At 73.2% G+C, this 26534-nt stretch carries 26 protein-coding genes; 7 read left to right on the plus strand and 19 right to left on the minus strand.

Translation table 11 applies throughout. The features are described from left to right. The 4 genes from AB0M28_RS31810 to AB0M28_RS31825 form a co-directional block, all read right to left on the minus strand. A partial coding sequence (locus AB0M28_RS31810) for an AAA family ATPase (RefSeq protein WP_365412700.1) occupies window positions 1-1128 on the minus strand: 1128 nt, incomplete at its 3' end. A gap of 80 nt (window positions 1129-1208) precedes the next feature. Continuing rightward, the gene (locus AB0M28_RS31815; protein ID WP_365412702.1) at window positions 1209-2666 is read right to left on the minus strand and encodes a glycoside hydrolase family 28 protein; all 1458 of its coding nucleotides are present in this window, start codon (window positions 2664-2666) and stop codon (window positions 1209-1211) included. 19 nt (window positions 2667-2685) lie between these two features. Then, window positions 2686-4479 (minus strand): hypothetical protein, encoded by a 1794-nt coding sequence (locus AB0M28_RS31820; RefSeq protein WP_365412704.1) that lies wholly within the window; start codon window positions 4477-4479, stop codon window positions 2686-2688. Next, window positions 4479-5897 (minus strand): glycoside hydrolase family 28 protein, encoded by a 1419-nt coding sequence (locus AB0M28_RS31825; RefSeq protein ID WP_365412706.1) that lies wholly within the window; start codon window positions 5895-5897, stop codon window positions 4479-4481. Before AB0M28_RS31825 ends, AB0M28_RS31820 begins: the two co-directional genes overlap by 1 nt. Window positions 5898-6145: 248 nt before the next feature. Here AB0M28_RS31825 and AB0M28_RS31830 point away from each other — a divergent pair, with 248 nt between their 5' ends. Next, window positions 6146-6892 (plus strand): methyltransferase domain-containing protein, encoded by a 747-nt coding sequence (locus AB0M28_RS31830; protein WP_365412708.1) that lies wholly within the window; start codon window positions 6146-6148, stop codon window positions 6890-6892. Window positions 6893-7057: 165 nt separating this feature from the next. Further along, window positions 7058-7984: a PhzF family phenazine biosynthesis isomerase gene (locus tag AB0M28_RS31835; RefSeq protein ID WP_365412710.1), complete on the plus strand. Its 927-nt coding sequence runs from the start codon at window positions 7058-7060 to the stop codon at window positions 7982-7984. On the opposite strand, the gene AB0M28_RS31840 is transcribed toward AB0M28_RS31835, so the two are convergent. Then, complete coding sequence (locus AB0M28_RS31840; protein WP_365412712.1) at window positions 7950-8927, minus strand: LacI family DNA-binding transcriptional regulator; 978 nt, start codon at window positions 8925-8927, stop codon at window positions 7950-7952. The two genes, AB0M28_RS31835 and AB0M28_RS31840, sit on opposite strands and share 35 nt — an antisense overlap. Window positions 8928-9115: 188 nt before the next feature. Here AB0M28_RS31840 and AB0M28_RS31845 point away from each other — a divergent pair, with 188 nt between their 5' ends. After that, window positions 9116-9787 (plus strand): VOC family protein, encoded by a 672-nt coding sequence (locus AB0M28_RS31845; protein ID WP_365412714.1) that lies wholly within the window; start codon window positions 9116-9118, stop codon window positions 9785-9787. Window positions 9788-9849: 62 nt separating this feature from the next. On the opposite strand, the gene AB0M28_RS31850 is transcribed toward AB0M28_RS31845, so the two are convergent. After that, on the minus strand, window positions 9850-10275 hold the full coding sequence (locus tag AB0M28_RS31850) for a MarR family transcriptional regulator (RefSeq protein WP_365412749.1): 426 nt from the start codon (window positions 10273-10275) through the stop codon (window positions 9850-9852). A gap of 111 nt (window positions 10276-10386) precedes the next feature. Here AB0M28_RS31850 and AB0M28_RS31855 point away from each other — a divergent pair, with 111 nt between their 5' ends. Next, complete coding sequence (locus AB0M28_RS31855; RefSeq protein ID WP_365412716.1) at window positions 10387-10833, plus strand: nitroreductase family deazaflavin-dependent oxidoreductase; 447 nt, start codon at window positions 10387-10389, stop codon at window positions 10831-10833. Between the two features lie 46 nt (window positions 10834-10879). Here the strand turns inward: AB0M28_RS31855 and AB0M28_RS31860 are convergent, their stop codons facing one another. From AB0M28_RS31860 to AB0M28_RS31880, 5 genes are all read right to left on the minus strand, one after another. Next, window positions 10880-12229 carry a DUF2252 domain-containing protein gene (locus tag AB0M28_RS31860; protein WP_365412718.1) on the minus strand — a complete coding sequence of 450 codons (1350 nt, stop codon included), beginning with the start codon at window positions 12227-12229 and terminating at the stop codon, window positions 10880-10882. 146 nt (window positions 12230-12375) lie between these two features. After that, entirely contained in the window at window positions 12376-14190 is a 1815-nt protein-coding gene (locus AB0M28_RS31865; RefSeq protein WP_365412720.1) for a PQQ-dependent sugar dehydrogenase, read from the minus strand. 99 nt (window positions 14191-14289) lie between these two features. Continuing rightward, window positions 14290-15249: a D-2-hydroxyacid dehydrogenase family protein gene (locus AB0M28_RS31870; RefSeq protein ID WP_365412722.1), complete on the minus strand. Its 960-nt coding sequence runs from the start codon at window positions 15247-15249 to the stop codon at window positions 14290-14292. Window positions 15250-15374: 125 nt separating this feature from the next. Then, window positions 15375-16412, minus strand: coding sequence for a M14 family zinc carboxypeptidase (locus AB0M28_RS31875; protein WP_365412723.1), 1038 nt, complete (start codon window positions 16410-16412; stop codon window positions 15375-15377). Window positions 16413-16423: 11 nt separating this feature from the next. Continuing rightward, a complete protein-coding gene (locus AB0M28_RS31880) occupies window positions 16424-17626 on the minus strand; it encodes a M14 family zinc carboxypeptidase (RefSeq protein ID WP_365412725.1) in 1203 nt (400 codons plus the stop codon). A 476-nt stretch (window positions 17627-18102) separates the two neighbouring features. Between AB0M28_RS31880 and AB0M28_RS31885 the strand changes: the two genes are divergently transcribed. Next, window positions 18103-18876 carry a class I SAM-dependent methyltransferase gene (locus AB0M28_RS31885; RefSeq protein ID WP_365412727.1) on the plus strand — a complete coding sequence of 258 codons (774 nt, stop codon included), beginning with the start codon at window positions 18103-18105 and terminating at the stop codon, window positions 18874-18876. Window positions 18877-18912: 36 nt separating this feature from the next. Here the strand turns inward: AB0M28_RS31885 and AB0M28_RS31890 are convergent, their stop codons facing one another. From AB0M28_RS31890 to AB0M28_RS31920, 7 genes are all read right to left on the minus strand, one after another. Next, window positions 18913-19509: a dihydrofolate reductase family protein gene (locus AB0M28_RS31890; RefSeq protein ID WP_365412729.1), complete on the minus strand. Its 597-nt coding sequence runs from the start codon at window positions 19507-19509 to the stop codon at window positions 18913-18915. A gap of 136 nt (window positions 19510-19645) precedes the next feature. Beyond that, window positions 19646-20407 (minus strand): urease accessory protein UreD, encoded by a 762-nt coding sequence (locus tag AB0M28_RS31895; RefSeq protein ID WP_365412731.1) that lies wholly within the window; start codon window positions 20405-20407, stop codon window positions 19646-19648. Window positions 20408-20454: 47 nt separating this feature from the next. Continuing rightward, window positions 20455-21126: an urease accessory protein UreG gene (ureG, locus tag AB0M28_RS31900; RefSeq protein WP_365412733.1), complete on the minus strand. Its 672-nt coding sequence runs from the start codon at window positions 21124-21126 to the stop codon at window positions 20455-20457. A gap of 36 nt (window positions 21127-21162) precedes the next feature. Further along, on the minus strand, window positions 21163-21861 hold the full coding sequence (locus AB0M28_RS31905) for an urease accessory UreF family protein (RefSeq protein WP_365412735.1): 699 nt from the start codon (window positions 21859-21861) through the stop codon (window positions 21163-21165). A gap of 37 nt (window positions 21862-21898) precedes the next feature. Continuing rightward, window positions 21899-23608, minus strand: a complete 1710-nt coding sequence (locus tag AB0M28_RS31910; protein ID WP_365412737.1) for an urease subunit alpha — start codon at window positions 23606-23608, stop codon at window positions 21899-21901. Beyond that, window positions 23601-23912 (minus strand): urease subunit beta, encoded by a 312-nt coding sequence (locus AB0M28_RS31915; RefSeq protein ID WP_365412739.1) that lies wholly within the window; start codon window positions 23910-23912, stop codon window positions 23601-23603. Before AB0M28_RS31915 ends, AB0M28_RS31910 begins: the two co-directional genes overlap by 8 nt. Window positions 23913-23922: 10 nt before the next feature. After that, window positions 23923-24225: an urease subunit gamma gene (locus AB0M28_RS31920; protein WP_365412741.1), complete on the minus strand. Its 303-nt coding sequence runs from the start codon at window positions 24223-24225 to the stop codon at window positions 23923-23925. Between the two features lie 118 nt (window positions 24226-24343). On the opposite strand from AB0M28_RS31920, the gene AB0M28_RS31925 reads away from it, so the two are divergent. After that, window positions 24344-24874 carry a GNAT family N-acetyltransferase gene (locus AB0M28_RS31925; protein ID WP_365412743.1) on the plus strand — a complete coding sequence of 177 codons (531 nt, stop codon included), beginning with the start codon at window positions 24344-24346 and terminating at the stop codon, window positions 24872-24874. 19 nt (window positions 24875-24893) lie between these two features. On the opposite strand, the gene AB0M28_RS31930 is transcribed toward AB0M28_RS31925, so the two are convergent. Further along, entirely contained in the window at window positions 24894-25673 is a 780-nt protein-coding gene (locus tag AB0M28_RS31930) for a crotonase/enoyl-CoA hydratase family protein (protein ID WP_365412745.1), read from the minus strand. A gap of 330 nt (window positions 25674-26003) precedes the next feature. On the opposite strand from AB0M28_RS31930, the gene AB0M28_RS31935 reads away from it, so the two are divergent. Then, on the plus strand, window positions 26004-26396 hold the full coding sequence (locus tag AB0M28_RS31935; RefSeq protein WP_365412747.1) for a hypothetical protein: 393 nt from the start codon (window positions 26004-26006) through the stop codon (window positions 26394-26396). Window positions 26397-26534: the final 138 nt, after the last annotated feature.

Consider the following 26534-nt stretch of genomic DNA (forward strand, 5'->3'; position numbering starts at 1 on the left):
GCCGCGGGTGCGGGCGCCGGCCGCCGCGGCGTCGAGGGCGGCGACGGTCTCGGCGTCGGCGCGGATGGCCGCCAGCGCCAGATGCCGGGCGCGCTCCTCGATGTCCTCGGCGGTGGCGGCGAGCCGGCGGTGCATGGCGCGGCGGGCCGACGGTCCCGCCGCGTCGTGCACGGCGGTGGACAGCAGCGGGTGGGTGAAGCGCACCCGGGTGCCGGTGATGGAGATGACGCCCTGCTCCTCGGCGGCCTCCAGCAGCGGGTCGGGGTTGCCGCCGAGGGCCTGCGCGATCCGTCCGGCGGTCGGCTCGGCGAGGGCGGAGGCGGCCAGCAGGACCTCGCGTACGGGCGCCGGGATGCGTTCGACGCGGGCGGCCATCAGCTGGGTGAGGGAGTCCGGCAGGGAGCCGGTGTCCCCGGCGGCGCGGGCGAGTTCGAGGGCGTAGAGCGGATTGCCGCCGGAGACCCGCTCGATCCGGTCCAGGGCGGGCCGCGGCAGCGCGCGCCCCAGCCGGTCGCGCAGCACCCGGTGCAGGGCACTGGTCGCCAGCGGTCCCAGGGTGAGGATCCGGGTGCCCTCGCCGACCTCGGGCAGGGGCACGCCCGCCGCCCCGGTCCGTACGGCGGCGAGGACGCCCACGCGCCCGTGGACGCGACGCGCGGCGAAGGCGAGTGCCGCGGCGCTGGACGGATCGGCCCACTGCAGATCGTCGACGGCCAGCAGCAGCGGCGCGGCGTGGGCCAGCCGCCCGGCGAGGCTGAGCAGCGCCCAGCCGATGGCCCGCGGATCGAGCCCGTCCTCGTCGGGCTCGGCGCGCAGCAGCACCGACTCCACCGCGGCGCGCTGGGGCCGGGGCAACGGGCGTAACACGGCCTCGTCGACACCCGACAGCAGATCGGCCAGCAGCGCGTACGACAGGCCGGCCTCGGCCGCCGCGGGCCGGGCGGCGAGCACGCGGTGGCCGCGCCGCCGGGCCTCGTCGACCGCCGTGGCCCACAGCGTCGTCTTGCCTATGCCGGGCTCCCCGGTCAGCACGAGGCCGGCTGGCTGCCGCCCGGCGGTGACCAGAAAACCGTCGACGGCCTCGAGTTCGGCCTGCCGCCCCGCCGGATGGCGCGCTGCGTACCCCATGGACACCCCCCGACTCCCGGTTCCGGATGGACCGGATTACCGGGGTCGAGGGCAGTGTACGGGCGGGGAGGGACCGGCCGTTATGGATATCTCAGTTGAATACCGTCGTCATACACCCGATCGAGGGTCAAATTGACCACGTGTTCGATCCTTGAGTCCTGGGTCGTGTGGACGAACTCGCACTGGGAGATCCGGATGTCGCTGAAGGGATCGGAGGCCAGTCCCTCGAAGTTGACCGCCATCCGGGCCCCGTCGTGCTCCATGTGCTCCACGACGACGTTGCGGATGATCGCCGGCCGGTCGCCGGTCTGGTTGGAGTAGCGCGCGGTGAGGTAGATGCAGTCGCGGTCGATCTGCCGTCCCGTGAAGCGCCGGACGTAGACGCCGTCGATATAGCCGCCGCGCTTCTTGTTGGTCTTGAGGAAGACGGGGTGGCGGGGGTTGTAGCGGCCGGGGAAGGACAGCGGGTTGATCTCGCAGTTCTCCGCGAAGATGTTGCGCGCCCCGCCGGACATCTCGCTGCCCACCGCGATGCCGCCCCAGCGGCCGGAGAACACGCAGTTGCGCACCACGATGTTCTCGCTGGGCACGCCGACCCGCAGTCCGTCCTCGTCGCGGCCGGACTTCACCGCGATCGAGTCGTCCTCGGTGTGGAAGCGGCAGTTGACGATGTACACGTCGGAGCAGCACTCCGGGTCCGCGCCGTCGCTGTTGTTGATGCGCCCGATCACGTCCACGCTGTCCAGCAGGACGTTCGTGCAGAGCACCGGGTGGATCGTCCACATCGGGGGCTCGAGGACCGTGAGGTTACGCATCACGATGTTGCGGCAGCGGTAGAACTGGATCATGTTGGGCCGCAGATGGTGCCCCTCGCCGAAGACCCGCTCCGCCACCGGTACGCCCTGCTCGCCCATCGCCCGCAGCGCCGCCTGGTCGATCAGCGCGTTGCCGCCGGGATCGCGCCAGCTCTTCCAGGGGCCGGTCATCCCCTGGCCGTCGAGGACACCGCCGCCGCTGATCGACAGGTTCTCCTGCCCGTAGGCGTAGACGAAGGACGAGTAGTTGTAGCACTCGGTGCCTTCCCAGCGGGTGAGGACGACCGGCAGATAGTCGGCGGGGTCGGTGCTGAACAGCACGGTGGCGCCCTCGGTGACGTGCAGGTCCACGTTGCTCAGCAGATGGACGGCGCCGGTGAGGAACCGCCCCTCCGGCACCCGCACATGGCCGCCGCCGGCGGCGTTGCAGGCGGCGATGGCGGCGCGGAACGCGTCCGTGTTCTTGGTGAGGCCGTCACCCACCGCCCCGTAGTCGCGGATGTCGAACCAGCGGTCCGGGAAGACGGGCGGCGTGATCCGGGCCAGGATCTGCGGGACCAGGGCCCACGGCCCGTCCTCGTACTGCGGCCCGGCGAGCTCGGCGGCCTCCGCCGTCTCGGCGGTCTCCACGGCCTCCGCGGCGGTCGCCGGTGGCAGGGCCGCGGCCGCGGCGAGCACGCCGCCGGCCTTGACGAGGGAGCGGCGGGTCGGATGGGTCGGCACGGTGTGACTCCACCTTTCGTCAGACGGTCGGCCGGGGCACGGCGACATGGCCGTAGCGGTCCCAGCCCTGGGAGATGCGGGTGCGGTACTTGTCGGCCTCGGCGGCGTCGCGGATCCAGTCCCACTCGCCGCTCGCGGCCTGCTGCGGATAGGCGCGCATCGCGTCCGCGACGTGCTGCGCCTCGTCGAGCCCGGTCCAGATGAGGGCCTTCAGCTCCTCCGTCTGCTGCTCCGGCCCCTGGACGTAGATCCGGTAGCCGAAGTAGGCGGCGGTGACGGCGTGGTGCAGCCGGGCGGTGAGCAGGGTGCGCTCGAAGTAGGCGTGGAGCTGCGTGTAGTCGGCGTCGGAGAGGAAGGGCCGGGCCTCCTCGATGTCCCGCAGGGCGCTGCGGGCGAGGTTGACGCCGTACTTCTTCTCCTTCTGCACGTAGTGCAGGTACTCCAGGTTCATGGTGTTGCGGTCGGTGACCCAGCCGTTGTCCAGCACGTAGGGGGCCTCGAGCCGGAGCGTGGAGGAGGTCTTGCAGGAGACGGGCCCGAGGTGCTCCACCACGTCCCGCCAGTGGTGGAACTCCTTGTTGACCGTGTGCGCCACGTACGTCACGGGCGGATCGGTCCACTTGCCGGAGACGCTGCGGTGGTAGCTGGAGCAGTACGGGTCGTAGTCCAGCCGGGAGTGGTTGGCGTTGTTGGTGCCCAGGGTGTAGAGCACGGAGGTGATGATCCCGTACGACTTGGAGAGCGCGGATCCCACCTTCGGGGCCGCCGGGGTGCCGTACCGGTGGGCGGCGAACTCCTCGTACAGGTCCTCCGGCCGTACGGCGGGGTCGGCGTCGGCGCGCGCCAGGGCGTAGAGGTTGAGCTCGGTGGGGGTGCCGACGATGCGGGACTCGTCGTAGCGGTCGGTGCGGGCGACGTAGCCGATGACGTTGGGCTGGCGCTGGTAGTAGCGCATCCGATTGACGTGGTCCTCGGCGAAGGCGTTCGCGATCTTGCCCTGGCCGTTGTACTCGCCGGTGGCGTCGTACTCGACGAGCACGGGCCGGCGGATCCGGGTGACGGTCGTGTCGACGGGGTGGGTGAGGAAGAAGTCGTGCGGCTGTGCCTTGATCATCACCCGGGCCGCGGGGTTCTCGACCAGGTCGATGGCGCGCAGGGTGCGGTCCATCTCGGCCGGGTAGTAGCCGAAGGTCCGCAGATAGAGGTTGAGTCCGCGCTCCTCGTTGACCACGTCGGCGACCTGGTCGACGACGTAGGCGAGCTTCTCCTCGTCGGTCGTCAGCCGGCGCGAGTACTGCCGCTCGACCCGCGCGCCGGTCTCGATGAAGGTGAGCACGACGGAGTCGATGTCCGGGACGAGGTCGAGCATGGTGCGGTAGTCGTTCCTGAACCACTCCCAGAACGCCGGGTTGTCCAGGTCGATGGTCCCGCCGGGGCCGGTGCGGAACTCGGCCGGGTAGTAGTCCAGGTCGTACAGGGTGTGGTCCCAGACCGCGACCTCGTCGATGCCGGCGGCGTGCGCGGCGTCGGTGAGGCGGTTGGTCTGCGCGCGCTTGGCCGGGTCCTTGACCTCGTTCAGGTCGTGCACGATCTCATGGCTGATCTGCAGATGGTTGATGTCGTACGCCGGCGCCCGGGCGATGACCTCGTCGGCGCCCCGGTCGCTGTCGGAGAGGATGGTCCAGCCGCGTACGGGCGCGATCGGGGCGGGGTCGGCCGCGGCGGGCTCGTCGGCCGCCACCGGTGCCTGGACCGCGGTGAGCAGGGCCAGGGCGAGGGCGCTCAGCAGGGTGGCGGTGCGGCGGCGTCCCATCACGCCACCTCTGTTCCGTTGACGGAGACCTTCTCGTACGTCACGTCGTCGGCGTAGCTGACGGTGTCCGGGCCCCGGACGCCGGTGAAGACGGAGCGGGACACGTGTACGCCGTCCATCCGGTCGGTCGCCAGGCCCACGAGGTTGAGGACGGCGCGGGCGCCGTCGATCTCGAACTGGTCGATGCGGATGTCGCGGACGGAGACCGGGAGGGTGCCGCCCTCACCGCCGTTGTAGTCCATGTTCACGAAGGCCACGTCGCGCTCGACGCCGCTGCCGGTGAAGCGGCGGGCGTAAACGCCGTCGATGTAGCTGCCGCGCTTCTTGCTGGCCTTGATGTACACCGGGTACTTCACGGGGTAGCGGCCGGGGAAGTCGGCGGGGTTGATCTCGCAGTTCTCGGCGAAGATCCGGCGGGCGCCGCCGGACATCTCGCTGCCGACGGTGATGCCGCCCCAGCGGCCGGAGAACTGGCAGTTGCGCACCACGACGTCCTCGCTGGGCACGCCGACGCGCAGTCCGTCCTCGTCGCGGCCGGACTTCACGGCGACGCAGTCGTCGTTGGTGTTGAAGCGGCTGCCGGTGATGTGGACGAGCCTGCTGGACTCCACGTCCACGCCGTCGGTGTTGTACAGGACGCTGTCGACGGTGATGTCGCGGATCGTGACGTTGGAGCACAGGACGGGGTGCACGGTCCACATCGGGGGGTCGACGATGGTCACGTCGCTGACCAGCACGTTGCGGCAGCGGTTGAACTGCAGCAGCTGGGGGCGCAGATAGTGCCCGGCGCCGAAGACCCGCTGCTCGAGGGGGACGCCGGTGGAGCCCATCTGGCGCAGGAGCCGCTGGTCGGGGCCCTGCAGGGTGCTGGTGCGGTACCAGCTCTCCCAGGGGCCGTCGCCGCCCTGGCCGTCCAGTACGCCGGGGCCGGTGACGGCGACGTTCTCCTGGCCGAAGGCGTAGATCAGCGGGGAGTAGTTGTAGCACTCGGTGCCCTCCCACCGGGTGAACACCACGGGGAGATAGGCGGCCGGGTCGGGGCTGAAGGCCAGGGTGGCACCGTCCTGCAGATGCAGGTTGGTGTTGCCGAGCAGGTGGATGGCGCCGGTCGGATAGCGGCCGGGCGGGACGAGGACGGTACCGCCGCCCGCCGCGGCGCAGGCGGCGATCGCGGCGGCGACGGCCTGCGTGGCGTCCTGGCCGGGGGCGGCGCCGAAGTCGGTGACGGGGAAGACGCGGTCGGGGAAGACCGGCGGGGTGATCCGCTCGAGCAGCGCGGGGACCTGGGACCAGGGGTCGTCCGCCGGCGTGGCCGCCGACGCGGTGGGCGTACGCACGGCCGGGAGCAGGGCGCCCGCGGCGGTCAGGGTGGTGGCGCGGAGAAGCGCGCGGCGGCTGAAGTGCATCGGTTCGGCCAATCGACGGGTGTCCGGTGCGGGTGAGATAGCGCTTTCTCAGTCAGGACTGCGAAGACAAGGTCCCTTGGGTGATTCTCCTTGTCAAGGGAGCACGTTGGGGCTGTTACTGATCAGCAAGTCAGCCGGTAGCGCTCTCCAGACCGGTCGAGCCGGCGGAATCCCGTGGACAGGCCGATCCGCGGCGGCCTACGGTCGCCGGGCTCCCCGCCCCGTCCGCAGGACCCCTGACGCCCCGGAGGCACCGGCCAGTGGATCTTCCGCGCATCTTCACCCTCCGCGAGAGCAGCCACCGCATCCACAACCCCTTCACCGCGGACAAGCTCGCCGTCCTCGGCGGAGCGCTGCGGCTGGAACCCGGCACCCGGGTGCTCGATCTGGCCTGCGGCTCCGGGGAGTTGCTCTGCACCTGGGCCCGCGACCACGGCGTCACCGGGACCGGGGTGGACATCAGCACCGCGTTCGTCGCACGGGCCCGCGCCCGCGCCGCCGAGCTGGGCGTCGCGGACCGCGTCGGGTTCGTCCACGGGGACGCCGCCGGCCACGTCGCACCGGAGCCGGTGGACCTCGCCGCCTGCGTGGGTGCCACCTGGATCGGCGGCGGTGTGGCCGGCACGGTGGAGCTGCTGGCGCGCAGCGTGCGCCGCGGCGCGCTGATGCTGATCGGCGAGCCGTACTGGCGCCGGGAGCCCCCCGACCGGGAGGCCGCGGAGGCGTGCCACGTGGGCGACGCGTCCGAACTGCGGTCGGCGGCGGGGCTGATCGAGCAGTTCGGCGAACTGGGCTACGACGTGGTGGAGATGGTGCTGGCCGACGAGGAGAGCTGGGACCGCTACCGCGCGGCCCAGTGGCTGAACCTCCGCCGCTGGCTCGACGCGCACCCGGACGACGCGCTCGCGGCCGAGGTACGGCACGAACTGGCCACGGCGCCGGCGCGGTACGCGCGCTATGAGCGCGAGTACGTCGGCTGGGGCGTGTTCGCGCTGATGGCGCGGTGACGCGGTGACGCGGTGACGCGGTGACGCGGTGACGCGGTGAGCCCACGCGGGCCGACGCCCGCCGGAGCCGACACCCGCCGAATCCGGAGCCCGCCGCCGTACGACCCGACCGGCGTACGGACCACCCCGCACGCGCCTCCCGCCCCGCCGGGCGAGAATGATCGTATGCCGAGCCGCCCCTCCCCCGCCCCCGTCGGGATCATCCCCGTCACCGTCGTCAACGCCTGCCTCCGCGACGGCTCGGGCGGCAGCCCCACCGCCGTCCTCGACGACGTCGCGCTCACCGACGCCGCCCGCGCCCGGGTCCCCGGCCTGGTGGGCGCCTCGCACGCCGTCTTCGTCGCACGCGGCGAGGACACGGACGCCGTCTCCCTGCGCTTCTTCACCGCGGCCGGCGAACTGCCCGCCTGCGGCCACGGGACCGTCGCCGCGCTGGTCTGGCTGGCGGAACGCGCCGGGGCCGGCGCCGACCACCGCTTCACGCTGCGCACCGCGAACCGGGTCTTCGACGGCTGGACGTCGGCCGAGGGGGCCCACCCGCACGCCGCCTTCGACCCCGGCCCCGTCGACCTGCGCGACCCCCGCGCCGAGGAGGCCGACCTGGTCCTGCCCGCCCTCGGCCTCGCTCCGGACGACGTGGCGGGCGCCGTCCGGGTCGCCGGGGTGGGCCGGGCGCGGATCCTGGTGCCCGTGGCCTCCCGGTCCGTGCTGGCCTCCGTGGCGCCGGACTTCGCGCGGCTGCGCACCGCCTGCGACCGGACGGGCCTGCTCGGCGCGTACGTCTACTCGGTCCCGGACGGTTCGGGCCGTGCGGCGGCACGGATGTTCGCGCCGTCGATCGGCGTACCGGAGGACATCGCCAACGCCAACAGCACGGCCTGCCTCGCCGCCCATATGGCGGGCGGCGGCAGCACGGTCCTGTCCGTCGACATGGGCGACTCGCTCGGCAGCCCGGCGACCATCACGGCCACCGTGCGCCCGGGTCCGCGGGGACCCGCGGTACGGATCGGCGGCACCGCGGCGGTCGTCCGGACCACCGGACTGCCGGAGCCGGTGCTCAACGCGCCGCAGGCGCCCCCGTCGAACCCCTGACCTGCAGCTCCACCGGGATCGTGCGCGGCTCGTACGCCTCGCCCGCCATCAGCCGGCCCAGCGCCTCGGCGGCCGCGCGGCCGAGCAGGTCGCGGGGCACGGTGACGGTGGTGAGGGGCGGCGAGGAGTAGCGGGCGAGGTCGATCTCGTCGAAGCCGGTGAGGGAGACGTCCTCCGGCACCCGCACGCCCAGCTCCGCGAAGCGGCCGAGCACGCCCAGCGCGACGAAGTCGTTGTACGCCACGACGGCCGTCGCCCCGGTGTCGAGCGCCGCCTGCGCCGCGGCGAAGCCCTCGTCGACCGTGGAGCCGCACGGCACATGGTGGACCCGGATGCCGAACGCCTCCGCGCCGGCCAGGGCGCGCAGGCGCTCGCTGTTGGACCAGGAGCGTTCGGGGCCGGCGAGGTAGGCGACGTGGCGGTGGCCCAGCTGGGCGAGGTGGCCGCACAGGGCCATCAGGCCGTGGAAGAAGTCGACGGTGATCGCGTGCAGGGCGATACCGGGTTCCTGCCGGTTGGCGACCAGCGCGGGGACGCCGCGGTCGAGCAGGGCGGCGAGGTCCGCGCGGGGCATGCGCGGGGAGCACAGCAGCATGCCGTCGGCGTGCCGGGCCAGCTCCTCGGCGAGTTCGCGTTCGGCGCCTGCATTCTCCGCGGAGTCCATGACCAGGACGCGGGTGCCGGACGAACGGGCCACGGCGGAGACGGACTTGATCACGTCGTGGAAGTACGGGTTGGACAGGTCCGGCACGAGGACACCGATCGTCCCGGAGCGCCCGCGGGCCAGCCCCTGGGCCGCCGCGCTCGGCCGGTAGCCCAGCTCCCCGATCACGGTCCTGACCCGCTCGGCGAGCGCGGGGTCGACGGTGTTCACTCCGTTGAGGACCCGGGAGACCGTGGCGACCGAGGCGCCCGCGGCCTGGGCGACGTCGCCGATCGTCACGCGCCTCGGACGTTTCGCCGCTGCTGCCATCGCTCCCCCTCGCTCGATACGTCGCGGTGCTGCGGGAAATCGCTTCCCCGTGCAGGGAACCTAGCATCCTCGGATGACCGGACGGCGTCGGCACCGGTCTCCCACCGCAGACGCGATGTTACGCCGCGCCGCGCGGGGCCGACTGGGACGATGTCCGCATGGACAAGGTCAGCACACCCGCCGTCCTCGCCGCGATCGCCGACGGCCTCGGCGACTGGCGCAGGCTCGCACAGCCGCTGGCGGCCCGCTACCGCGCCGGGGACGCCGGATCGGCGGCGGCCTTCGTGGGCGCGGTCGTACGGACCGCGGCGGACACGGGCCACGGCGTACCGGAGATCCGGCTGAACGGCGAGGCGGTCGACGTCAGCCTGTATACGGTCGACGCCACGGGGGGTCGGTGGATCACGGTCCGGGATCTCGAACTGGCCCGCGCGATCAGCGCGCTCGCCCGCGCCGAAGGGCTCACCCCGGCGCCCGCGGAGCTGGCCCAGCTGGAGCTGGCCCTGGACACCGCGGACGACGCGGCGGCGGGGCCCTTCTGGTCCGCGCTCCTCACCGGCGACGCGGGCCACACCGTGGCCGACTCGGTGTTCGACCCCACGAACCGCACCCCGGGCGTCTGGTTCCAGCAGACCGCCCCGCACGACCCGCCGCGCCAGCGCTGGCACCTCGATCTGTGGCTGGCTCCCGAGGTGGCGGACGCCCGCATCGCCGCGGCCGTCGCCGCGGGCGGCACGGTGGTCGACGCCTCCGCGGCCCCGTCGTTCACGGTCCTGGCGGACCCGGAGGGCAACAAGGTGTGCGTCTGCACGGCGCTGACTCGCGAATAGCCCGCCGCGCCCCTGGCGCGTACAGCCCGCAGCGCCCGTAGCGCGAAGAGCCCGCCGCGCCCCTACTCCCCGAAGAGCTCCGGGACCTTGTTCTCCATGACCACCCGGCCCAGCAGGGCCGCGAGGGCCTCCCGGTCCGCGGGCGGGAGGTTCGAGGTCAGGGCGTCGATGCGGGTGCAGGCGTCGGTGTAGAAGGCGTCCGCCACGCGGGCGCCCTCGTCCGTGAGGGCGAGGCGGACGGCGCGGCCGTCCTCGGGGTCGGGCTCACGGCGGACCAGGCCGCGGCGGGCGGTGCGGTCGACCAGTCCGGTGAGGCTGGACTTGGCCAGGCGCAGCATCGGGCCCAGCTCGCCCATGCCGCGCGGCCGGGCCATCAGTACGCACAGCAGCTGGCCCTGCTGCGAGGTGATGCCGTGATCGCGGGCCGCCTCGGCGTACACCGCGTCGGTCAGGAACGCCGAGCGCACCAGCGCACCGACCACGCCCAGCTGCCCGTCCTCATGCTTGACCACACCCGCATACTACCTTCGCATCACGAACTAATTCCCGGGCACTGGTGTTCCCGGGAACACCAGTGCCCCGCGCCGCGTTCCCCCACCATGCCACTCAAGGGAGAGTACGAGCCCGGTACCTGGGACTGGGCGACGAAGCAGGCGCGGCTGATCGAGGACTCGGGCGGCACGCGGGGCACGACGATGAACGGCCTGCCCGTCGTCCTCATGACCAGCGTGGGCGTGCGCAGCGGCAAGCTGCGCAAGAACCCGTTGATGCGGGTCGAGCACGGCGGGGAGTACGCGATCGTCGGCTCCAAGGGCGGCGATCCGCAGCACCCCGCCTGGTACCACAACGTCGTCGCGAACCCCCATGTGGAGCTGCGGGACGGCCCCGTGCAGAAGGACTACCGCGCCCGCCTGGTCACCGGCGGGGAGCGCGACGCGTGGTGGGAGCGCGCCGTCGAGGCGTTCCCGCAGTACGCCGCCTACGCCACGAAGACCGACCGCGAGATCCCGGTCTTCGTCCTCACGGAGTTCGCGCCGCAGGGCTGATCCCCGCGGCGGAGTTCACGCGCAGGGCTGAGCCCCACGACGGGGCTCAGCCCGTGGGCGAGGACGGGACGAGGCCGGCGGCGATGGCCGCGTTCAGCGAGCTGTGGTCGGCGGCCGTCTGGTCCGTGTAGCGCAGGGCGAAGTCCGTGACCGCCTTGTCGAAGACGTCGCCGCCACCGAGGTAGGCCGCGATGGCGATGCGGTCCCCGGTACGGGCGTGGGCGCGGGCAAGCACCCAGCCGCACAGGGTGGCGTAGCCGCGCAGCGTGCGCGGGTCCAGCGTCGCGACGTCGATGGAGCCCTTCATGTCACGCAGCTGGCGCCAGTAGTACTGGTACCCCTGCGGACCGGTGACCCAGCCGAGGAAGATGTCGCTGGCGGCCTGCAGCATCCGCTGCCCCGCCACCACGCGGTGGCCCGCGTGGTGGTGCCGGGGCGGACCCAGATGCGGCTCCAGGACGGACGGGCCCGCCTCCTTGATCTGCAGGAAGAGCGGGTCACCCGCGTCGCGGCCCTCCAGCAGCACGATGAAGCAGCGCGTGCCGACGCTGCCCACCCCGACGACCTTGCGGGCCACGTCGACGACCCGGAAGCGGTCCAGCAGGAGCCTGCGCTCCTCGGTGAGGGTGGACCGGTAGTCCGCGAAGATCTTGCGGACGGCGCCCCGGTCGAGGGAGCCGACGGGCTCCAGCAGCGGCGGGTCGGCCACGATCCGCCGTACCCCGTCCGCCAGCTCGGTGAGCTTGTGCAGCGCCTGCAGGCTGGTACGGCGGCGGGCCCGGGCGAGGTCGGCGTTCACCCGGGCCCGGTTGGCCTCCCGGACCAGGGGCAGGATGTCGTCCGTGGCCACCTGCTCGTACCAGACCTCGAGCTCGCCGAGGCCGGCCAGCCGCCGCATCGTGGTGCGGTACGCCTCGACGGCGGCGGTGGCAGCGCGCCGCAGGTGCTTCTCGCGGTGCCCGTTCTCCTTGCCGGCGACGGCGATGCTGGCGGCCAGCCGTTTGACGTCCCACTCGAAGGGGCCGGGCAGGGTCTCGTCGAAGTCGTTCAGGTCGAACAGCAGCCTGCGCTCGGGCGAGGCGTAGAGGCCGAAGTTCAGCAGATGGGCGTCCCCGCTGAGCTGCACCGTCAGCCCGGTGTGCGGCCGTACGGCGAGGTCCGCGGCCATCACGGCGGCCGAGCCGCGCAGGAACGCGAAGGGCGAGGCGACCATCCGGGCGTACCGGATCGGCAGCAGCTCGGGCACCCGGTCCGCCCCCTGGCGTTCGAGGATGTGCACCGGGTCGGCGCGGTCGGCGGCGGGCACCCAGGTGGCGTGCGAGACGCGCGGGACGCGCTTGCGCACGGCCTTGCCCGACTCCGCGCGGGCACTCGGGGTCTGCTGTGTCGTCGTCAAGGGCGCTCTCCAAGGCGTGTGGGCCCAGTAAACGACGCGGGGACCCGGGCCGCATGCCGGAGAGGGCCGGAGGCGGACGGACGCCGCGCGCCGGAGAGGGCCGGAGACGGACGGACGCCCGCCCCCGGCCCGTGTGCGTCCGCCGGTCAGGGTGCCGTGCCGCGCACGCCCGTGACCTTCCAGACCTTCCCGTTCGCCTTGGACATCAGATACAGCTCGCCGGCCGAGTCCTGGCCGAAACGCAGGTCCACCCGGTCGTCGCCGGCCAGGGTCTGCATCGAGACCTGGGTGCCGGACGGGGTGAACAGCTTCAGCTCGTACAGCGGCGCCAGGGCGGCCCCGCGCTGCATCCGGGCCTCGTCGGTGTAGTAGACCCAGCCCTGCACGATGTCGCCGAAGACGTACTTCCCGGCCAGCGCCGGCAGCGCGCCGCCCCGGTAGACGAAGCCGCCGACCACGGCGCGGCCGAGGTCGCCGGTGCAGCCGGGCGGCCCGTTGTGGTCGTACGCGGCGACCGGGTAGTCGTAGCCGTACGTGGCGTCGTCCGCCGGCAGCGGGTAGAGGTAGCAGGGGTCGTCCCGTTTGAAGACGAAGGCGCCCTCGCGTTCGCTCCAGCCGAAGTTGTCGCCCGCGCGCACGTCGTAGACGCCCTCGATGTCGTGCTCGCCGATATGGCCGAGGAACATCCGCTTGGCGCCGCCGCGGTCCCAGCTGAACCGGTGCGGGTCGCGCATGCCGAGGGCGTAGATCTCGGTCAGGACGCCCGGCTGTCCGGCGAAGGGGTTGTCGGACGGGACGCCGTAGCGGTGGTTGGCGCTGTTGTTGCCGCGCGGGTCGATGCGCAGCAGCTTGCCGAACGGCAGCGCCTTGTTCTGCGGGTCGGTGGTGCTCGTCCCGCGGCCGCCGTCGCCCACCGCGACGTACAGCTTGCCGTACTCGGCGGAGCCCGGCGCGGCTCCGGGGTTGAAGTCGATCTGCTGGATGGCGTGGATGTAGTTGGCGAAGCCGATGCGCATCAGCTGGCGCCGGGTGCCCTGGAAGACGGAGGCGGCGGGGTTGTTCGCGGTCCACTCGGTGAGCACGCTCTGTACGACGGGGCTGGACTGCGTCCAGTCGGCACCGGACTGGGGTGTCTCGGAGTGCACGGTGTAGAAGCGGCCGTTGGACGCGAACTGCGGGTCGAAGGCCACGAAGCCGAACCCGCTGCCCATGCCGCGGCCCGAGAAGAACGCGGAGCCCACGACGGCCTTGACGTCGAGATAGGCGGCGGGGGTGCCGCCGCCGGGCGGCAGCATGTACAGCTTGCCGTTGAGGTCGGGGACGTACGTGCGGCCGTCGGGCAGCTGGCCCAGGTAGTTGATGCGCGCGTGGCGGATCAGCCGTTCGTCGGTGGGCGCGGGGACCGGGTCCGACTTGGGGAACTGGGCGAACTCCGTCAGCTCCAGGCCGAGCCCGGAGGGGATGGGGCTCTGCGGGATCGGGTCGGCGATGGGGTCGCTGCCGCCGCCGGAGGTGTCGCCGACCGTCAGGGAGTCGATGTTGGCCAGGCCCCCGGACGTGGTCGCCGTGATCCGCACCGTGCTGGTGCCGGCCGGCAGGGTGACCGCGGCCTGCTGGGAGGCCCAACCGGTCCAGGTGCCGGTGGACGGGAACGGCAGGGTGCCCTGGGCGACGCCGTTCACCGTGAGGGTGGCGGGGCGTTCACCGGCGACGCCGAGGGCGTAGCGGAAGCTGAGGGTGGTGCCCGAGCCGACGCTGAACTCGATCGCGGAGCCGGTGGCGTTGGTGGAGTTGACGAATCCGGTGCCGGTGAAGCCGGCGTGGTTGCTCTCCACCACACCGCTGACGATGGTGGCGTTCTCGGCCTCGTACAGGGTGCTTGCAGCCGTCGCCGGGCCTGCTAACACGCCTGCGGCGAGCAGGGCCGCCAGCCCCGCGGCCCATGTGCGTATCCGGAGCATCTACCGCCTCGATTCGGAGCGTGGGGTGACCGACCGGGCGATTGTAGGAGCGACGGTAAGCGCTTGTCATGACCACTGCACATGATCCCTGACGGGGAGTCAGCGCAGCACGCGGACCGGCTCCCCGTCCAGGAACGCCTCGATGTCCTGTACGGCCTGCGTGAAGTAGCCCTCGTAGTTGCGCCGGGTGACATACCCGAGGTGCGGCAGCCCGAGGAAGCGGGGCGCCGTGCGCAGCGGATGGGCGGGCGGCAGCGGTTCCTCGTCGAAGACGTCGGCCGCGGCGCCGGCGATCCAGCCCTCGGTCAGGGCGCGGGCGAGCGCGTCCTGGTCGACCAGTCCGGCGCGCGAGGTGTTGACGAGATACGCGGTGGGACGCATCCGCTTGAGCTCCGCCTCATCGATCAGGCCGCGGGTGCGGTCGCCGAGCACCAGGTGGAGGGAGACGAAGTCGCTGCCCGCCAGCAGCTCCTCCTTGGACCCGGCGAGGACCGCACCCGACTCGGCGGCCCGCTCCGCCGTCAGGTTCTGCGACCAGGCGGCGACCTCCATGCCGAAGGCCAGGCCCACGCGGGCCACCTTCGTGCCGATCTTCCCCAGCCCCAGCAGGCCCAGCCGGCGCCCGTACAGGTCCGCGCCGAGGGTGGACTGCCACGGGCCGCCCTCGCGCAGGGCCGTCGCCTCGGGCACCACCTGCCGCGCCAGACCCAGGATCAGCGCCCAGGTCAGCTCGGCCGGGGGCTCGGAGTTGCTCGCCGTCCCGCAGACCGTGACGCCCTGCCGGGCGGCGGCCTCCAGGTCGACGGAGGCGTTGCGCATCCCGGACGTGATCAGCAGCCGCAGCCGGGGCAGCCGGGCGAAGAGCGAGGCCGGGAACGGGGTGCGCTCGCGCATCAGGACGACGATCTCGCAGTCCCCGACGGACTCGGCGACGGCCTCCTCACCGGGCAGATGGTGGTGCAGGGACCGTACGTCCACCTGCTCGTCGACCCGGGCCCAGTCCCCCAGCCCCAGGGCGACTCCTTGGTAGTCGTCCAGTACGGCACAGCGCAGCTTCATCCCCGGTTCCCCCTTCGGCGTCGGCGTGCCGATGGTACGGGACGAACCTGTGACGCGGCGGGCGCCACCGCGGGGGATTCCCGGGCCCCCGCGGCAGCGCCCGGAAGGCGGGGCGCAACCCCGGCCTACTCCACCCCGCACGCCCCCTGGGTCGCGAACGGCAGCGCGGGGTATCCGGAGACGTCCTGCGAGGTGAGGGAGCCGTCGGCGGCGGCCTTCAGTACGGCGAGCGTCGGGACGCGGAAGAGGTTCTCCAGCTGGCCGTTGCTCTTCTGGCCGACCGAGCGGACCTCGTAGAAGATCGCGCCCTTCGTCGGCGTCTGCATCACCGGCTGCTCGCCGGCCGGCGCGGTGCCGCCCATCAGCATGCGGGAGAGGACGGCGTTGGTGATGTCGATGATCGGGTAGTGGGCGACGTTGGCGAGGCCGTAGCGGTTCAGGGCGTCGACGCTCGCCATCGCCATCCGCCGGTTGGTGAGCCACTGCTCGGCCGTCATCCGGGACGGGTCGATGGAACGGGCGCCGATCTGGAACTGGTTGAGGTCGTCGGTGCCGTTGACGACCGGCGCCTGGCCCATGTGGTGCAGGTCCAGGGCCAGTTCGGGCCGGACCGCCCGCCAGAGCTTCCAGAAGGCCGCCGACTCCGGCTGGGCGAAGTTCTCCCAGTCCCGGTTGAGGTCGGTGCGGGTCGGGGTGGTGCTCTGGCGGATGTTGGCCTCGGCGCCGTCCGGGTTGTACATGGGGAGGACGACGACCGTGAGCCGGTCGCGGATCAGCCTGGCGTCCGGGTCGCCGGACGCCAGACGGGTGAGGATCTGCAGCACGGCCTCGGTGCTGTGCAGTTCGTTGCCGTGGATGCGGGCCTGCAGCCAGACCGTCGTCGGTCCGGTCCCGACGGTGGCGTACAGGAGCTGCCGCCCTTCGCCGGAGGTGCCCGCGGAGGCGACGGAGACGGTGCCGTCCGAGGTGTGGGCGATGCGGTCCAGCTCCTGTACGACATCGGCGTACCCGGCGACGCTCTCCAGGCTGACGGTCTGCTCGGGCTGCAGGCAGGGGCCTCCGGGCAGGTGGGCGGGGTCGGCGACGGAAGGGGTGACGGTGGCGGCGAGGACGGCCGCGGTGAGGGCGAGGGCGCGCAACGCGGTGCGGGGTCTGCGGCTCACGGGGTTCTCCTTCACAGGTCGTCGCGCGGGTTGCCGATGGAGGGGCCGGCCGGCGGGATGTCGTGGTAGCGGTTCGGGTCGACCGCGTACACGCTGCCGTCGGTGAGGCCCTCGAGCGTGGCGCCGAAGCCGAAGAGGGACTGCTGGATCAGCATGCCCATCGACTTCTGGGCGACGGAGCGCGTCTCGTACAGCATGATCCCGGCGCCGTTGAGGGCGTACGAGCCGAGGGCCGTGCCCGGGAGTTCGACGTCCGGGTAGCGGGTGATGCCGCCGAAGCCCGAGTTGCCGAGTTCGCGCAGCCGGTCCCAGACCAGGACGTTGACCTGGAAGGCGAGATCGCGGGCGGCCGGGTCGAGCGGGAAGTCGGGCGTGCCGGCGGTGACGATGCCGACAAGTTGGAGCGTGGTGAGCTGGTTGTCGGTGTCGGACTGGGTGTTGCTGCCGCGGTGGTGGTGGTCGATGAAGAAGTCCGGCCGCATCCGCTGGAACACGGCCGCCGAGGTGCGCGCCTCGGGGGTGACGAAGAAGCCGGGCAGCTCGGAGCGGCCGGGCAGCAGCGCCTCGTCGCCGGGGCCGAGCCGGAAGCCGAGGTCGGGGCTGAAGTCGCGGTTGATGTCGTAGCCGGGGGTCTGGCCGGGCTGCAGCAGCTGGCGCGGCAGATACCAGGGCGCGGGCGTGCCCGGGGCGAGCCCCCACTCCTGCGGGGTCCAGGGCTGGGTGTTCTGGCGGCGCTGGACGAGGAAGCCGTCGGCGTTGCGGAAGTCGCCGCCGTCCATGTTCAGCCGCGGGATGAACCAGATGGCGAGCTTGTCCAGGACGTCGAGGACGGTGGGGTGCGAGCTGGTGGCGAGGGTCTGCATGAGGTGCAGGGCCACCTCGGTGCCCAGCGGCTCGCCGCCGTGGATCTGGGTCTGGATCAGCAGGGAGGTCTTGCCCGGCGCGGGTTCGCCGAAGCGCGCGAGGTGGATCGGCCAGCCCGTGGCGGAGCGCCCGGCGACCTCGACGGACATCCGGCCGCCGGAACGGGCGGCGATGCCGGCGAGCTTGGGGCCGAGGTCGGCGTTCTCGGTGAGGGCGACCTTCTGGACCACCTGTTCGGGCTGGATCCAGGGGCCGTTGGGGCGGGACTGCGGTTCCGCGCGGGCGGTGGCCGGCAGGGCGAGCCCCGCGCTGAGGCCGGTCAGCCCGGCGAGGACGGTACGACGACGCATGCGGTATCACTCTCTCCGGTCAGCGGGGGGATCCCCCTGCCCCCGTCGGTGATTGAACGATGAACATGCTCGGTCGGTGAACCAGTGTGGTTGTCAGGAGTGTTCACGACAAGACTCCATACCCGGCCGGGCCGGCGCGCGCCCTCCGGCGGGGTGGGCAGTCGGCGGTCTTCAGGGCTCCGCCCCGGAACCGGTACGAGGGGCGGCTGAGGCCGCTGGGTCCGCGCGGATCAGCGGCGAGGTCCACCGGCGACCTCCCGGGGTTACCCCCCGGAAGAAGGCAGCACCGCCACGGTCCTCGTCCCGGCGGAACGGGCCGGGGTCACGGCGGGCCGGGCCGATGACGGAGGACCAGGCGGGGGTCACGGCGGGCCGGGCCGAGATCACCCCCGCACCGGCCGCGTTGCGGGACCGGGAGCGGGAGTTCGGGCGGCGGATGTCCCGCTGAGGTGGATCACTCTGCGAGGATCGGGAACATGACCGTACAGCGATCGTTCGAGGAACTCGTCGCCGAGGGCGAGGCCGTGCCCACCGAGGGGTGGGACTTCTCCTGGTTCGAGGGGCGGGCCACCGAGGAGCGGCCCTCGTGGGGGTACCAGCGCGCCATGGGCGAGCGGATGGCCGTGGCGCGCGCGGCCCTGGACATCCAGACCGGCGGCGGTGAGGTGCTCGCCGGCGTCGGCCGGCGGCCCCCGGTGAGCGTGGCGACCGAGGCGTGGCCGCCGAACATCGCGAAGGCGACCACCCTGCTGCACCCGCTGGGCACCGTCGTCGTCGCGGCCCCGGAGGAGCCTCCGCTGCCGTTCGGGGACGCGGCGTTCGACCTGGTCGTCAGCCGGCATCCGGTGCAGCCGTACTTCGGGGAGATCGCCCGGCTGCTGCGCCCCGGCGGCACCTACTTCGCCCAGCACGTGGGCCCGGAGAGCGTCTTCGAGCTGACCGAGTTCTTCCTCGGGCCGCTGCCGGAGGAGGCGAGGGAGGCACGGCAGCCGGACCGCGAGCGGGCGGAGGCCGAGGAGGCCGGACTGGAGGTCGTCCGGCTGCGGACGGAGCGGCTGCGGATGGAGTTCCACGACGTGGCCGCCGTCGTGCACTTCCTGCGCAAGGTGATCTGGATCGTGCCGGGCTTCACCGTCGCCGCGCACCTGCCGAAGCTGCGCGAGCTGCACGAACGGATCGGGGCCGAGGGCCCGTTCGTCACGTACAGCTCGCGCACGCTGTTCGAGGCGCGCCGGCCGGGGCCGGCCTGAGCCCGGATCACCCCCTGGGCGCGCGCCCGCCCGGCGTCACGCCTCGGAGCGCACCACCCGGTACGTGCAGACGTTGACGCCCGCCGGGCTCGTCACCGACGACACCAGCTCCAGGGGGTGCTTCCCGCCGTCCGCCGGGAAGACGGACTTCCCGCCGCCGAGCAGCACCGGCATGGTGATCAGCCGGAGTTCGTCGGCCAGTCCCTCGCTCAGCAGGGTGCGCACGAGGGTCGCGCTGCCCATGACCAGCAGGTCCCGGCCCTCGGACTCGCGCAGCTCGCGGATCCGGGCGACGGCCTCGTCACCGCCGATGAGCGTGGTGTTCCACGTCATGTCGTCCTTGGTGAGGCTGTCGGAGACGACGTACTTCGGCAGGGCGTTCAGCCGGTCCGCGAACGGGTCGCCGGCCCGCCCGGGCCAGGCGGCGGCCATGTTCTGCCAGGTGAGCCGCCCGTAGAGCACGGCGTCGGCCTCGGCGAGCGAGCCGTCGAAGGTGCCGCCCACGATCTCCGGGTCGAAGTAGGGGCCGACCCACCCGCCGTGCGCGAAGCCGCCGTCGGTGTCCTCCTCGGGCGAACCCGGGCCCTGCACGACGCCGTCCAGGCTGATGAACTCGGTGATCAGGATACGCATGGTGGGAATCCCCGCTTCTGATGTCGTTCTTGTCCGGGCGTTACGGCCGTACAGACCCAGGCGCCCCGGAGAAATCATCGGCACCATCAAAGTGGACTCGAGTGATCTTGTACAGCGACCACTGCGCCCGTGCCGCTCAGCCGCCCTCCCGCAGCGCCCGCCGCAGCCCCAGGGCGTCCCGCGCGAGCACCGTCGTGAGCAGTGCGGGGCCCGCCAGCGGCGCGCACACGCCCTCCGTCTCGCCGCCGGGCTCCCCCAGCAGCCGGGCGGCGGACGGCAGTTCGGCCCGGTGGTCCACCCGCAGCTGCTGGCCCACCGCGCGCCGCCCGGCCAGCCCCGCCGGTCCGTCCCAGCCCGGATGTCCGGGGCCGTACGCCGTCTGCTGGTCGAGTAGGAGCCGGCCGCCGCGGCGCACGGTCAGCCGGGAGGTGAGACCGCCGGGCGCCTCGCCGGTGCGGCCGAGGACCAGCTCCTCGCGGTGGAGCAGCCGGGCCGTGGGCGCCAGATCGATCCGCGTGGTCACCTCGAGCCTGCTGCCCGCGGCGGCGATCAACGGCTCGGGGAGCCAGTCGAGTTCGGCGTCCGCCCCGACGGAGATCCTGATCGTGTACGAGGCGGGAGCGCCCGTACGGCCGGGCAGGGCGATCGTCGCGGCGGCGCTGGAGAGGTGCAGACGGGTGCCCGCGCCGAGGGTCACGTCGAGGGCGAGCCGGTCGCCGCCCAGCGGGGCGCTCATCGCGCCGACCAGGCACACGTGGGCCCCTGGGCCGGCGGAGCGGATCCGGCGCAGGGCGAGGGGGCCGTCGCCGCGCAGCTCGGGCAGGACGGTGCGGCCGTCGGGAGCGCGGGCGGCGGTGATCCGGGCGCTCGCACAAACGCCCGCGGCGGACTGTCTCACCGCGAGCGTCGCCGCCGCGGCGTCCGTGGCCGTATCCGCGCCCCCACTCACCGCCGCGCCGCCAACTGCCCGCGGACCCAGTCCGCGACGGGCTTGACTCCGTCCTCGGCCTTCAGCGAGGTGAAGGCGACGGGGAGTTCCCCGCGCTGGGCGGCGGCGTCCCGTGCCATCCGGTCCAGGTCCGAGCCGACGTACGGGGCCAGGTCCGTCTTGTTGACGACCAGCAGGTCGGCCGTGGTGACGCCGGGCCCGCCCTTACGGGGGATGTCGTCGCCGCCCGCGACGTCGATCACGAAGATCTGGGCGTCGACGAGGCCGCGGGAGAAGGTGGCGGTGAGGTTGTCGCCGCCGGACTCGATCAGTACGAGGTCCAGGCCCCCTACCCGCTCCTCCAGCTCCTCCGCCGCCTCGAGGTTCGCGGAGATGTCGTCGCGGATCGCGGTGTGCGGGCAGGCGCCGGTCTCGACGGCGGTGATCCGCTCCGGGGGCAGCACGGCCTGGCTCAGCAGGTACTCGGCGTCCTCGCGGGTGTAGATGTCGTTGGTGATGACGGCGATGGACAACTCGTCGCGCAGCGCCCGGCACAGCGCGGCGACGGTCGCCGTCTTCCCCGAGCCCACGGGTCCGCCTAGGCCGATGCGCACGGCACGCCGGCTTCCGTCGGCGCTCTCGGTGTGGCGGTCGGGGAACGTGTCGTCGTGGTGGTGGCCCAGATGCATGGTTCGCGCTCCTTCGGTGGTGTCAGCGGTCCGGTCTCACGACGCGAAGAGCCGTACCGGCCACGTCGCATGCTGCTCGGCGGCGATGTCGAGCCACGGACTCGCCGGCGCCGGCAGTGCGTCCGGCCCCTCCCGCACCGCCCGCCGGGCGGCCTCGGCTGCGCGGTCCGCGTACGCGTCCACCCGCGGCGCCAGCCGCGCCAGCGCGGCCGTCGCGTCGAAGGGGTCCAGGCTGAGCAGCCGCACCGCGGCCGTCGCCGGGCCCGAGACCGCCTCGTACGCCACGACATGCGCCGCGTCCAGCGGCGTCAGGCCGGCCCCGCGCGCCGTCACGCCGATCACCACCGGCTGGTGGGCGCCCTTCGGGTACGCCGACGCGAGGGCGTCCAGGTCCGGGTGCGGCCACGCCGCCCGGGCCGCGCGCAGCGCCTGGCGGCCGAGCCGGCGGCTGACGGACCTGAGGGCGGGCGAGGGCGTGCGGGCGTCGGCCGCCTCGTCCAGCGCGGCGGCGGACAGCCCCGCGCAGGCGGCCGCCGCGAGGGCCGCCGCGGTGAGGCCGGCGGTGGCCAGGCGGCCCGCGCAGAAGGCGTACAGGGTCGCCGCGTCGTGCACCCGGCCCGCCCGGACGGCCGCCTCCACCCCGCCCGAGTGGGCGTGCCCGCCGGCGGGGAAGCGGCCGTCGGCCAGCACCAGGAGCGCGGCGCGGGCGGCGCCCGGGCCCGTACCGCCGCTCATTCCGCATCTCCCGTCAGAAGAGTTCCCGCAGCTCCCATCAGAAGAGGAAGTACCGCTGCGCCATCGGCAGCTCCGCCGCCGGCGCGGGCTCCACCGGCTCGCCGTCGATCGTCACCGTGAACGTGTCCGCGTCCACCGAGACCCGCGGCAGCGCGTCGTTCTCCCGCATGTCGGCCTTCGACAGCCGCCGGGTGGAGGCCGCCGCCACCAGCCGCTTTCCGGTGGCCAGGCCCGCGTCGACGGCGAGCGGGGTCACGAAGTTCACCGAGTTGAGCGCGGGCGCGCGGCCCAGGGCGCCGAACATCGGGCGGGGCAGCACCGGTTGCGGGGTGGGGATGGAGGCGTTGGAGTCGCCCATCTGCGCGTACGCGATCTGGCCGCCCTTCAGCACCAGCTGCGGTTTCACGCCGAAGAACGCGGGCTCCCAGAGCACCAGGTCCGCCAGCTTGCCCGGCTCCACCGAGCCGACCTCGGCGTCGATGCCCTGCGCCACCGCCGGGTTGATCGTGTACTTGGCGACATAGCGACGTGCCCGGTGGTTGTCGGCCCGGCCGTCGCCGGGCAGCGCGCCCCGGCGCCGCTTCATCACGTGCGCGGTCTGCCAGGTCCGCATGATCACCTCGCCGACCCGGCCCATGGCCTGGGAGTCGGAGGAGATGATCGAGATCGCGCCGAGGTCGTGCAGGATGTCCTCGGCGGCGATCGTCGCGGGCCGGATCCGGGACTCGGCGAAGGCGAGGTCCTCCGGCACCCCGGGGTTGAGGTGGTGGCAGACCATCAGCATGTCGAGGTGCTCCTCGACGGTGTTGACGGTGTGCGGGCGGGTCGGGTTGGTGGAGCTGGGCAGGACGTACGGCTCGGAGACCACGCTGATGATGTCGGGCGCGTGGCCGCCGCCCGCGCCCTCCGTGTGGTACGCGTGCAGGGTCCGTCCGGCTATGGCGGCGAGCGTGTCGCCGACGAAACCGGCCTCGTTGAGGGTGTCGGTGTGGATGGCGAGCTGGGCGCCGGTCTCCTCGCAGACCGTCAGGCACGCGTCGATGGCGGCGGGCGTGGCGCCCCAGTCCTCGTGGATCTTGAACGCGAGGGCACCGCCGCGGAGCTGACTCAGCAGCCCTTCCCGGGAGACCGTGTTGCCCTTGCCGAGCAGCCCGATGTTCACCGGGTAGTGGTCCAGCGCGGCGAACATCCGCTCCAGATGCCAGGAACCCGGCGTGATCGTGGTGGCCTTGCTGCCCTCGGCCGGGCCCGTGCCGCCGCCGATGATCGTGGTGATGCCGGACGCCAGGGCCTCGTCCATGATCCGCGGCGAGATGAAGTGCACATGGGCGTCGACCGCCCCGGCGGTGAGGATCTTCCCGTTGCCCGCGATGATCTCGGTCTCCGGGCCGATCGCGAGGGCCGGGTCGACGCCGTCCATGGTGTCCGGGTTGCCGGCCTTGCCGACGGCGGTGATCCGGCCGTCGCGCAGCCCGACGTCCGCCTTGACGACGCCCCAGTGGTCGAGGACGACCGCTCCGGTGATGACCGTGTCGGGGGCGCCCTCGGCGCTGGTGACCAGCGACTGGCCCATCGACTCGCGGATGACCTTGCCGCCGCCGAACACCGCCTCGTCGCCGGCCAGTCCGGGGCCGCCGCAGCGGTCCTGCTCCACCTCGATGAGCAGATCGGTGTCCGCGAGCCGGATCCGGTCCCCGGTGGTCGGGCCGAAGAGGGAGGCGTACGCGAACCGGCTCAGCTCAGCCATCGAGGGCGCCCTTCGTCTCGCCGCGCAGTCCGGGGACGGTCCGGCGGCCGGTGAACGGGACCAGCGCCACCTCGACGGGCACGCCCGGCTCGAAGCGCACCGCGGTGCCGGCGGGGACGTCCAGCCGCAGCCCGCGGGCCGCGGCGCGGTCGAACTCCAGGCCCGGGTTGGCCTCGGCGAAGTGGTAGTGGGAGCCGACCTGGACGGGCCGGTCGGCAGCGTTGAGCACGGTCAGCCGGGTCACCGGGCGGCCCTCGTTGACGCGCACCGCGCCCTCGGCGTACAGGATCTCTCCGGGGATCATCCGTGCCCCCTCAGCTGATCGGCTCGTGGACGGTGACGAGCTTGGTGCCGTCCGGGAAGGTGGCCTCGACCTGCACGTCGGGGATCATCTCGGGGATCCCGTCCATCACGTCGGCGCGGGTCAGCACCTCCCGTCCGGTGGCCATCAGCTCCGCCACGGTGCGGCCGTCGCGGGCGCCCTCCAGGATGTGCGCGGTGATCAGGGCCACCGCCTCCGGATGGTTGAGCCGCAGCCCCCGCGCCCGGCGCCTGGCCGCCACGTCGGCGGCCACATGGATCAGCAGGCGCTCCTGCTCATGAGGGGTCAGTCGCACGCTCTCACCTCGCATCGGCTCGGCCCGGTGCCCGCGGGTCGGTGCGGGCCGGGTCGCAGAGACGGTATCCGCGAAGTTTTTCCGGCACGTTACGTCGTACGGGAGGATGGTCCGCGTGATGGACGTGAGGACCGCACACACGAGCGAGCTGGATCCGGCCGTGCTCGACCGGGCGCGACGGCTGCTGGACGTCGTCTTCGACGGCGACTTCGACGACCACGACTGGGAGCACGGGCTGGGCGGCATCCACGCCCTGGCCTGGCAGGACGGCGAACTCGTCGGGCACGCCTCGGTGGTGCAGCGGCGGCTGCTGCACGGCGGCCGGGCGCTGCGCACGGGGTACGTGGAGGGGGTCGGCGTACGGCCCGACCGGCAGCGCACCGGCGTGGGCGCGGCGCTGATGGCACCGCTGGAACGGGTGGTGCGCAACGCATACGAAATCGGCGCGCTGGCGTCGTCCGACGCCGGGCTGCCGTTCTACGCCGCGCGCGGCTGGCAGTTGTGGCGGGGGCCGGCGTACGCGCTGACGCCGCACGGGGTGGAACGGACACCGGACGAGGACGGGTCCCTGTTCGTGCTGCCGGTGTCGGCGAAGGTGACGCTGACCGGGGACCTGATCTGCGACTGGCGGGACGGCGACGTGTGGTGAGCCGCCGGGGCGCCCCCGGTCACAGCTCGTCGAACGCCCCGTGCCGTCCGCGGCCCGCGGCGAACCGGGCGGCGCCTTCGAGCGCCTCCGTCAGCGCGCGCTCCCCGTGGCGCAGTTCGGTCGCCATCGCCTCGTCGAACGGCGTCCCTTCCTGCGCGTAGACGGACGCGCGATCGCCGCGCAGACAGGTCTGCGGGAAGCGGGCGAGCTCCGCCGCCAGCCCCTCCGCCGCCTCGCGCGACCGCCCGGGCGGTACGACGCGGTTGGCCAGCCCCATGGCGTACGCCTCGGAGGCCGGCACCGGACGGCCGGTGAGGATCATGTCCAGCGCCCGGCCGGTGCCGATCAGGCGCGGCAGCCGCACCGTGCCGCCGTCGATCAGCGGCACGCCCCAGCGGCGGCAGAACACACCGAACACGGCGTCCTCCTCGGCCACCCGCAGATCGCACCACAGGGCGAGCTCCAGTCCGCCGGCGACGGCGTGGCCGCTGACGGCGGCGATGACGGGCTTGGTGAGCCGCAGCCGGGTCGGTCCCATCGGTCCGTCGCCGTCCGCGGCCACCCGGTTGGAGCGGTCGGTGCCCATCGCCTTCAGGTCGGCGCCCGCGCAGAACGTGCCGCCCTCGCCCCACAGGACGGCGACACGTGCCTCGTCGTCGGCGTCGAACGCCCGGAACGCGTCGGCGAGGGCCGCCGCCGTGGGCCCGTCGACGGCGTTGCGCACGTCGGGGCGGGACAGCACGACGGTGGTGACGGGGCCGGCACGCTCCACGCGGACCGCCGGCAGGGGATCGGTCATGGCCGCCATTGTCCTCGGGGGTGAGTCGGAAGGCAGGCGGGGCACTCGGCACCAGGACAGCACGAACCCGTGAACCCGTCTCGCACGGAGGTACGTCGTGACGTTCCCCTCCCCCGCCCTTCGCGAACCCCCGCCCACACCGCCCGCGCCGCCGGACCCCCGGCCGCCGGTGCCCGGGCCGGGGCCCGGACCGGGCCCGGGTCCGGGGCCGGTTCCGGGACCCGTTCCCGGGCCACCGCCGCATCCGGTCCCCAAGCCGCCGGGACCGGAGCCGGTGCCCGACCCCTCTCCCGCACCGGGACCGGTTACCTGAACAAGGAGGCATTGACCATGGCCACGTCCACCGGGGAAGCGGACCGCGATCTGCTCGTCCGATTCCTCGAGGAGTGTTTCGGCTGCGCGCAGGCGTGCCAGGAGTGCGCCGTCGTCTGCTGGACCGCGGCGTCCGCCCTCTCGCCCGAGGCGCGCAATCGGCTCGACGTGCGCTGCGCGGAGATCTGCGAGCGCACGGCGCGGCTGCTGAGCCGCCAGAACAGCGGTGACGGCGCCGCGCTGCGCATCCAGCTGGAGGTGTGCGCGGAGACGTGCCGCGTGACGGCGGACAACACCTTCCGCCCCGGCCGGATGGAGCACCGCTCGGCGCAGCAGGCGGCGTCCTGCCGGCGCTGCGAGGTGTCCTGCCGCCGGGTGCTGGGGCTGCTGACCTCTGAGGTGACGGCATGACGGAGCCGAACGAGACGTAGAGGCACGAAGCGGGGGGCCCCGGCGGGGCGGGGGGGGCGGGGGGGTTGGGGTGAGGGGAACGGCGCAAAAACCAAACGATGCGGGAGCTAGAGTGTTTGGGGGGGGGGGGGTGTGTGG

This window comes from Streptomyces sp. NPDC051940, assembly GCF_040680895.1.
Taxonomy (GTDB): domain Bacteria; phylum Actinomycetota; class Actinomycetes; order Streptomycetales; family Streptomycetaceae; genus Streptomyces.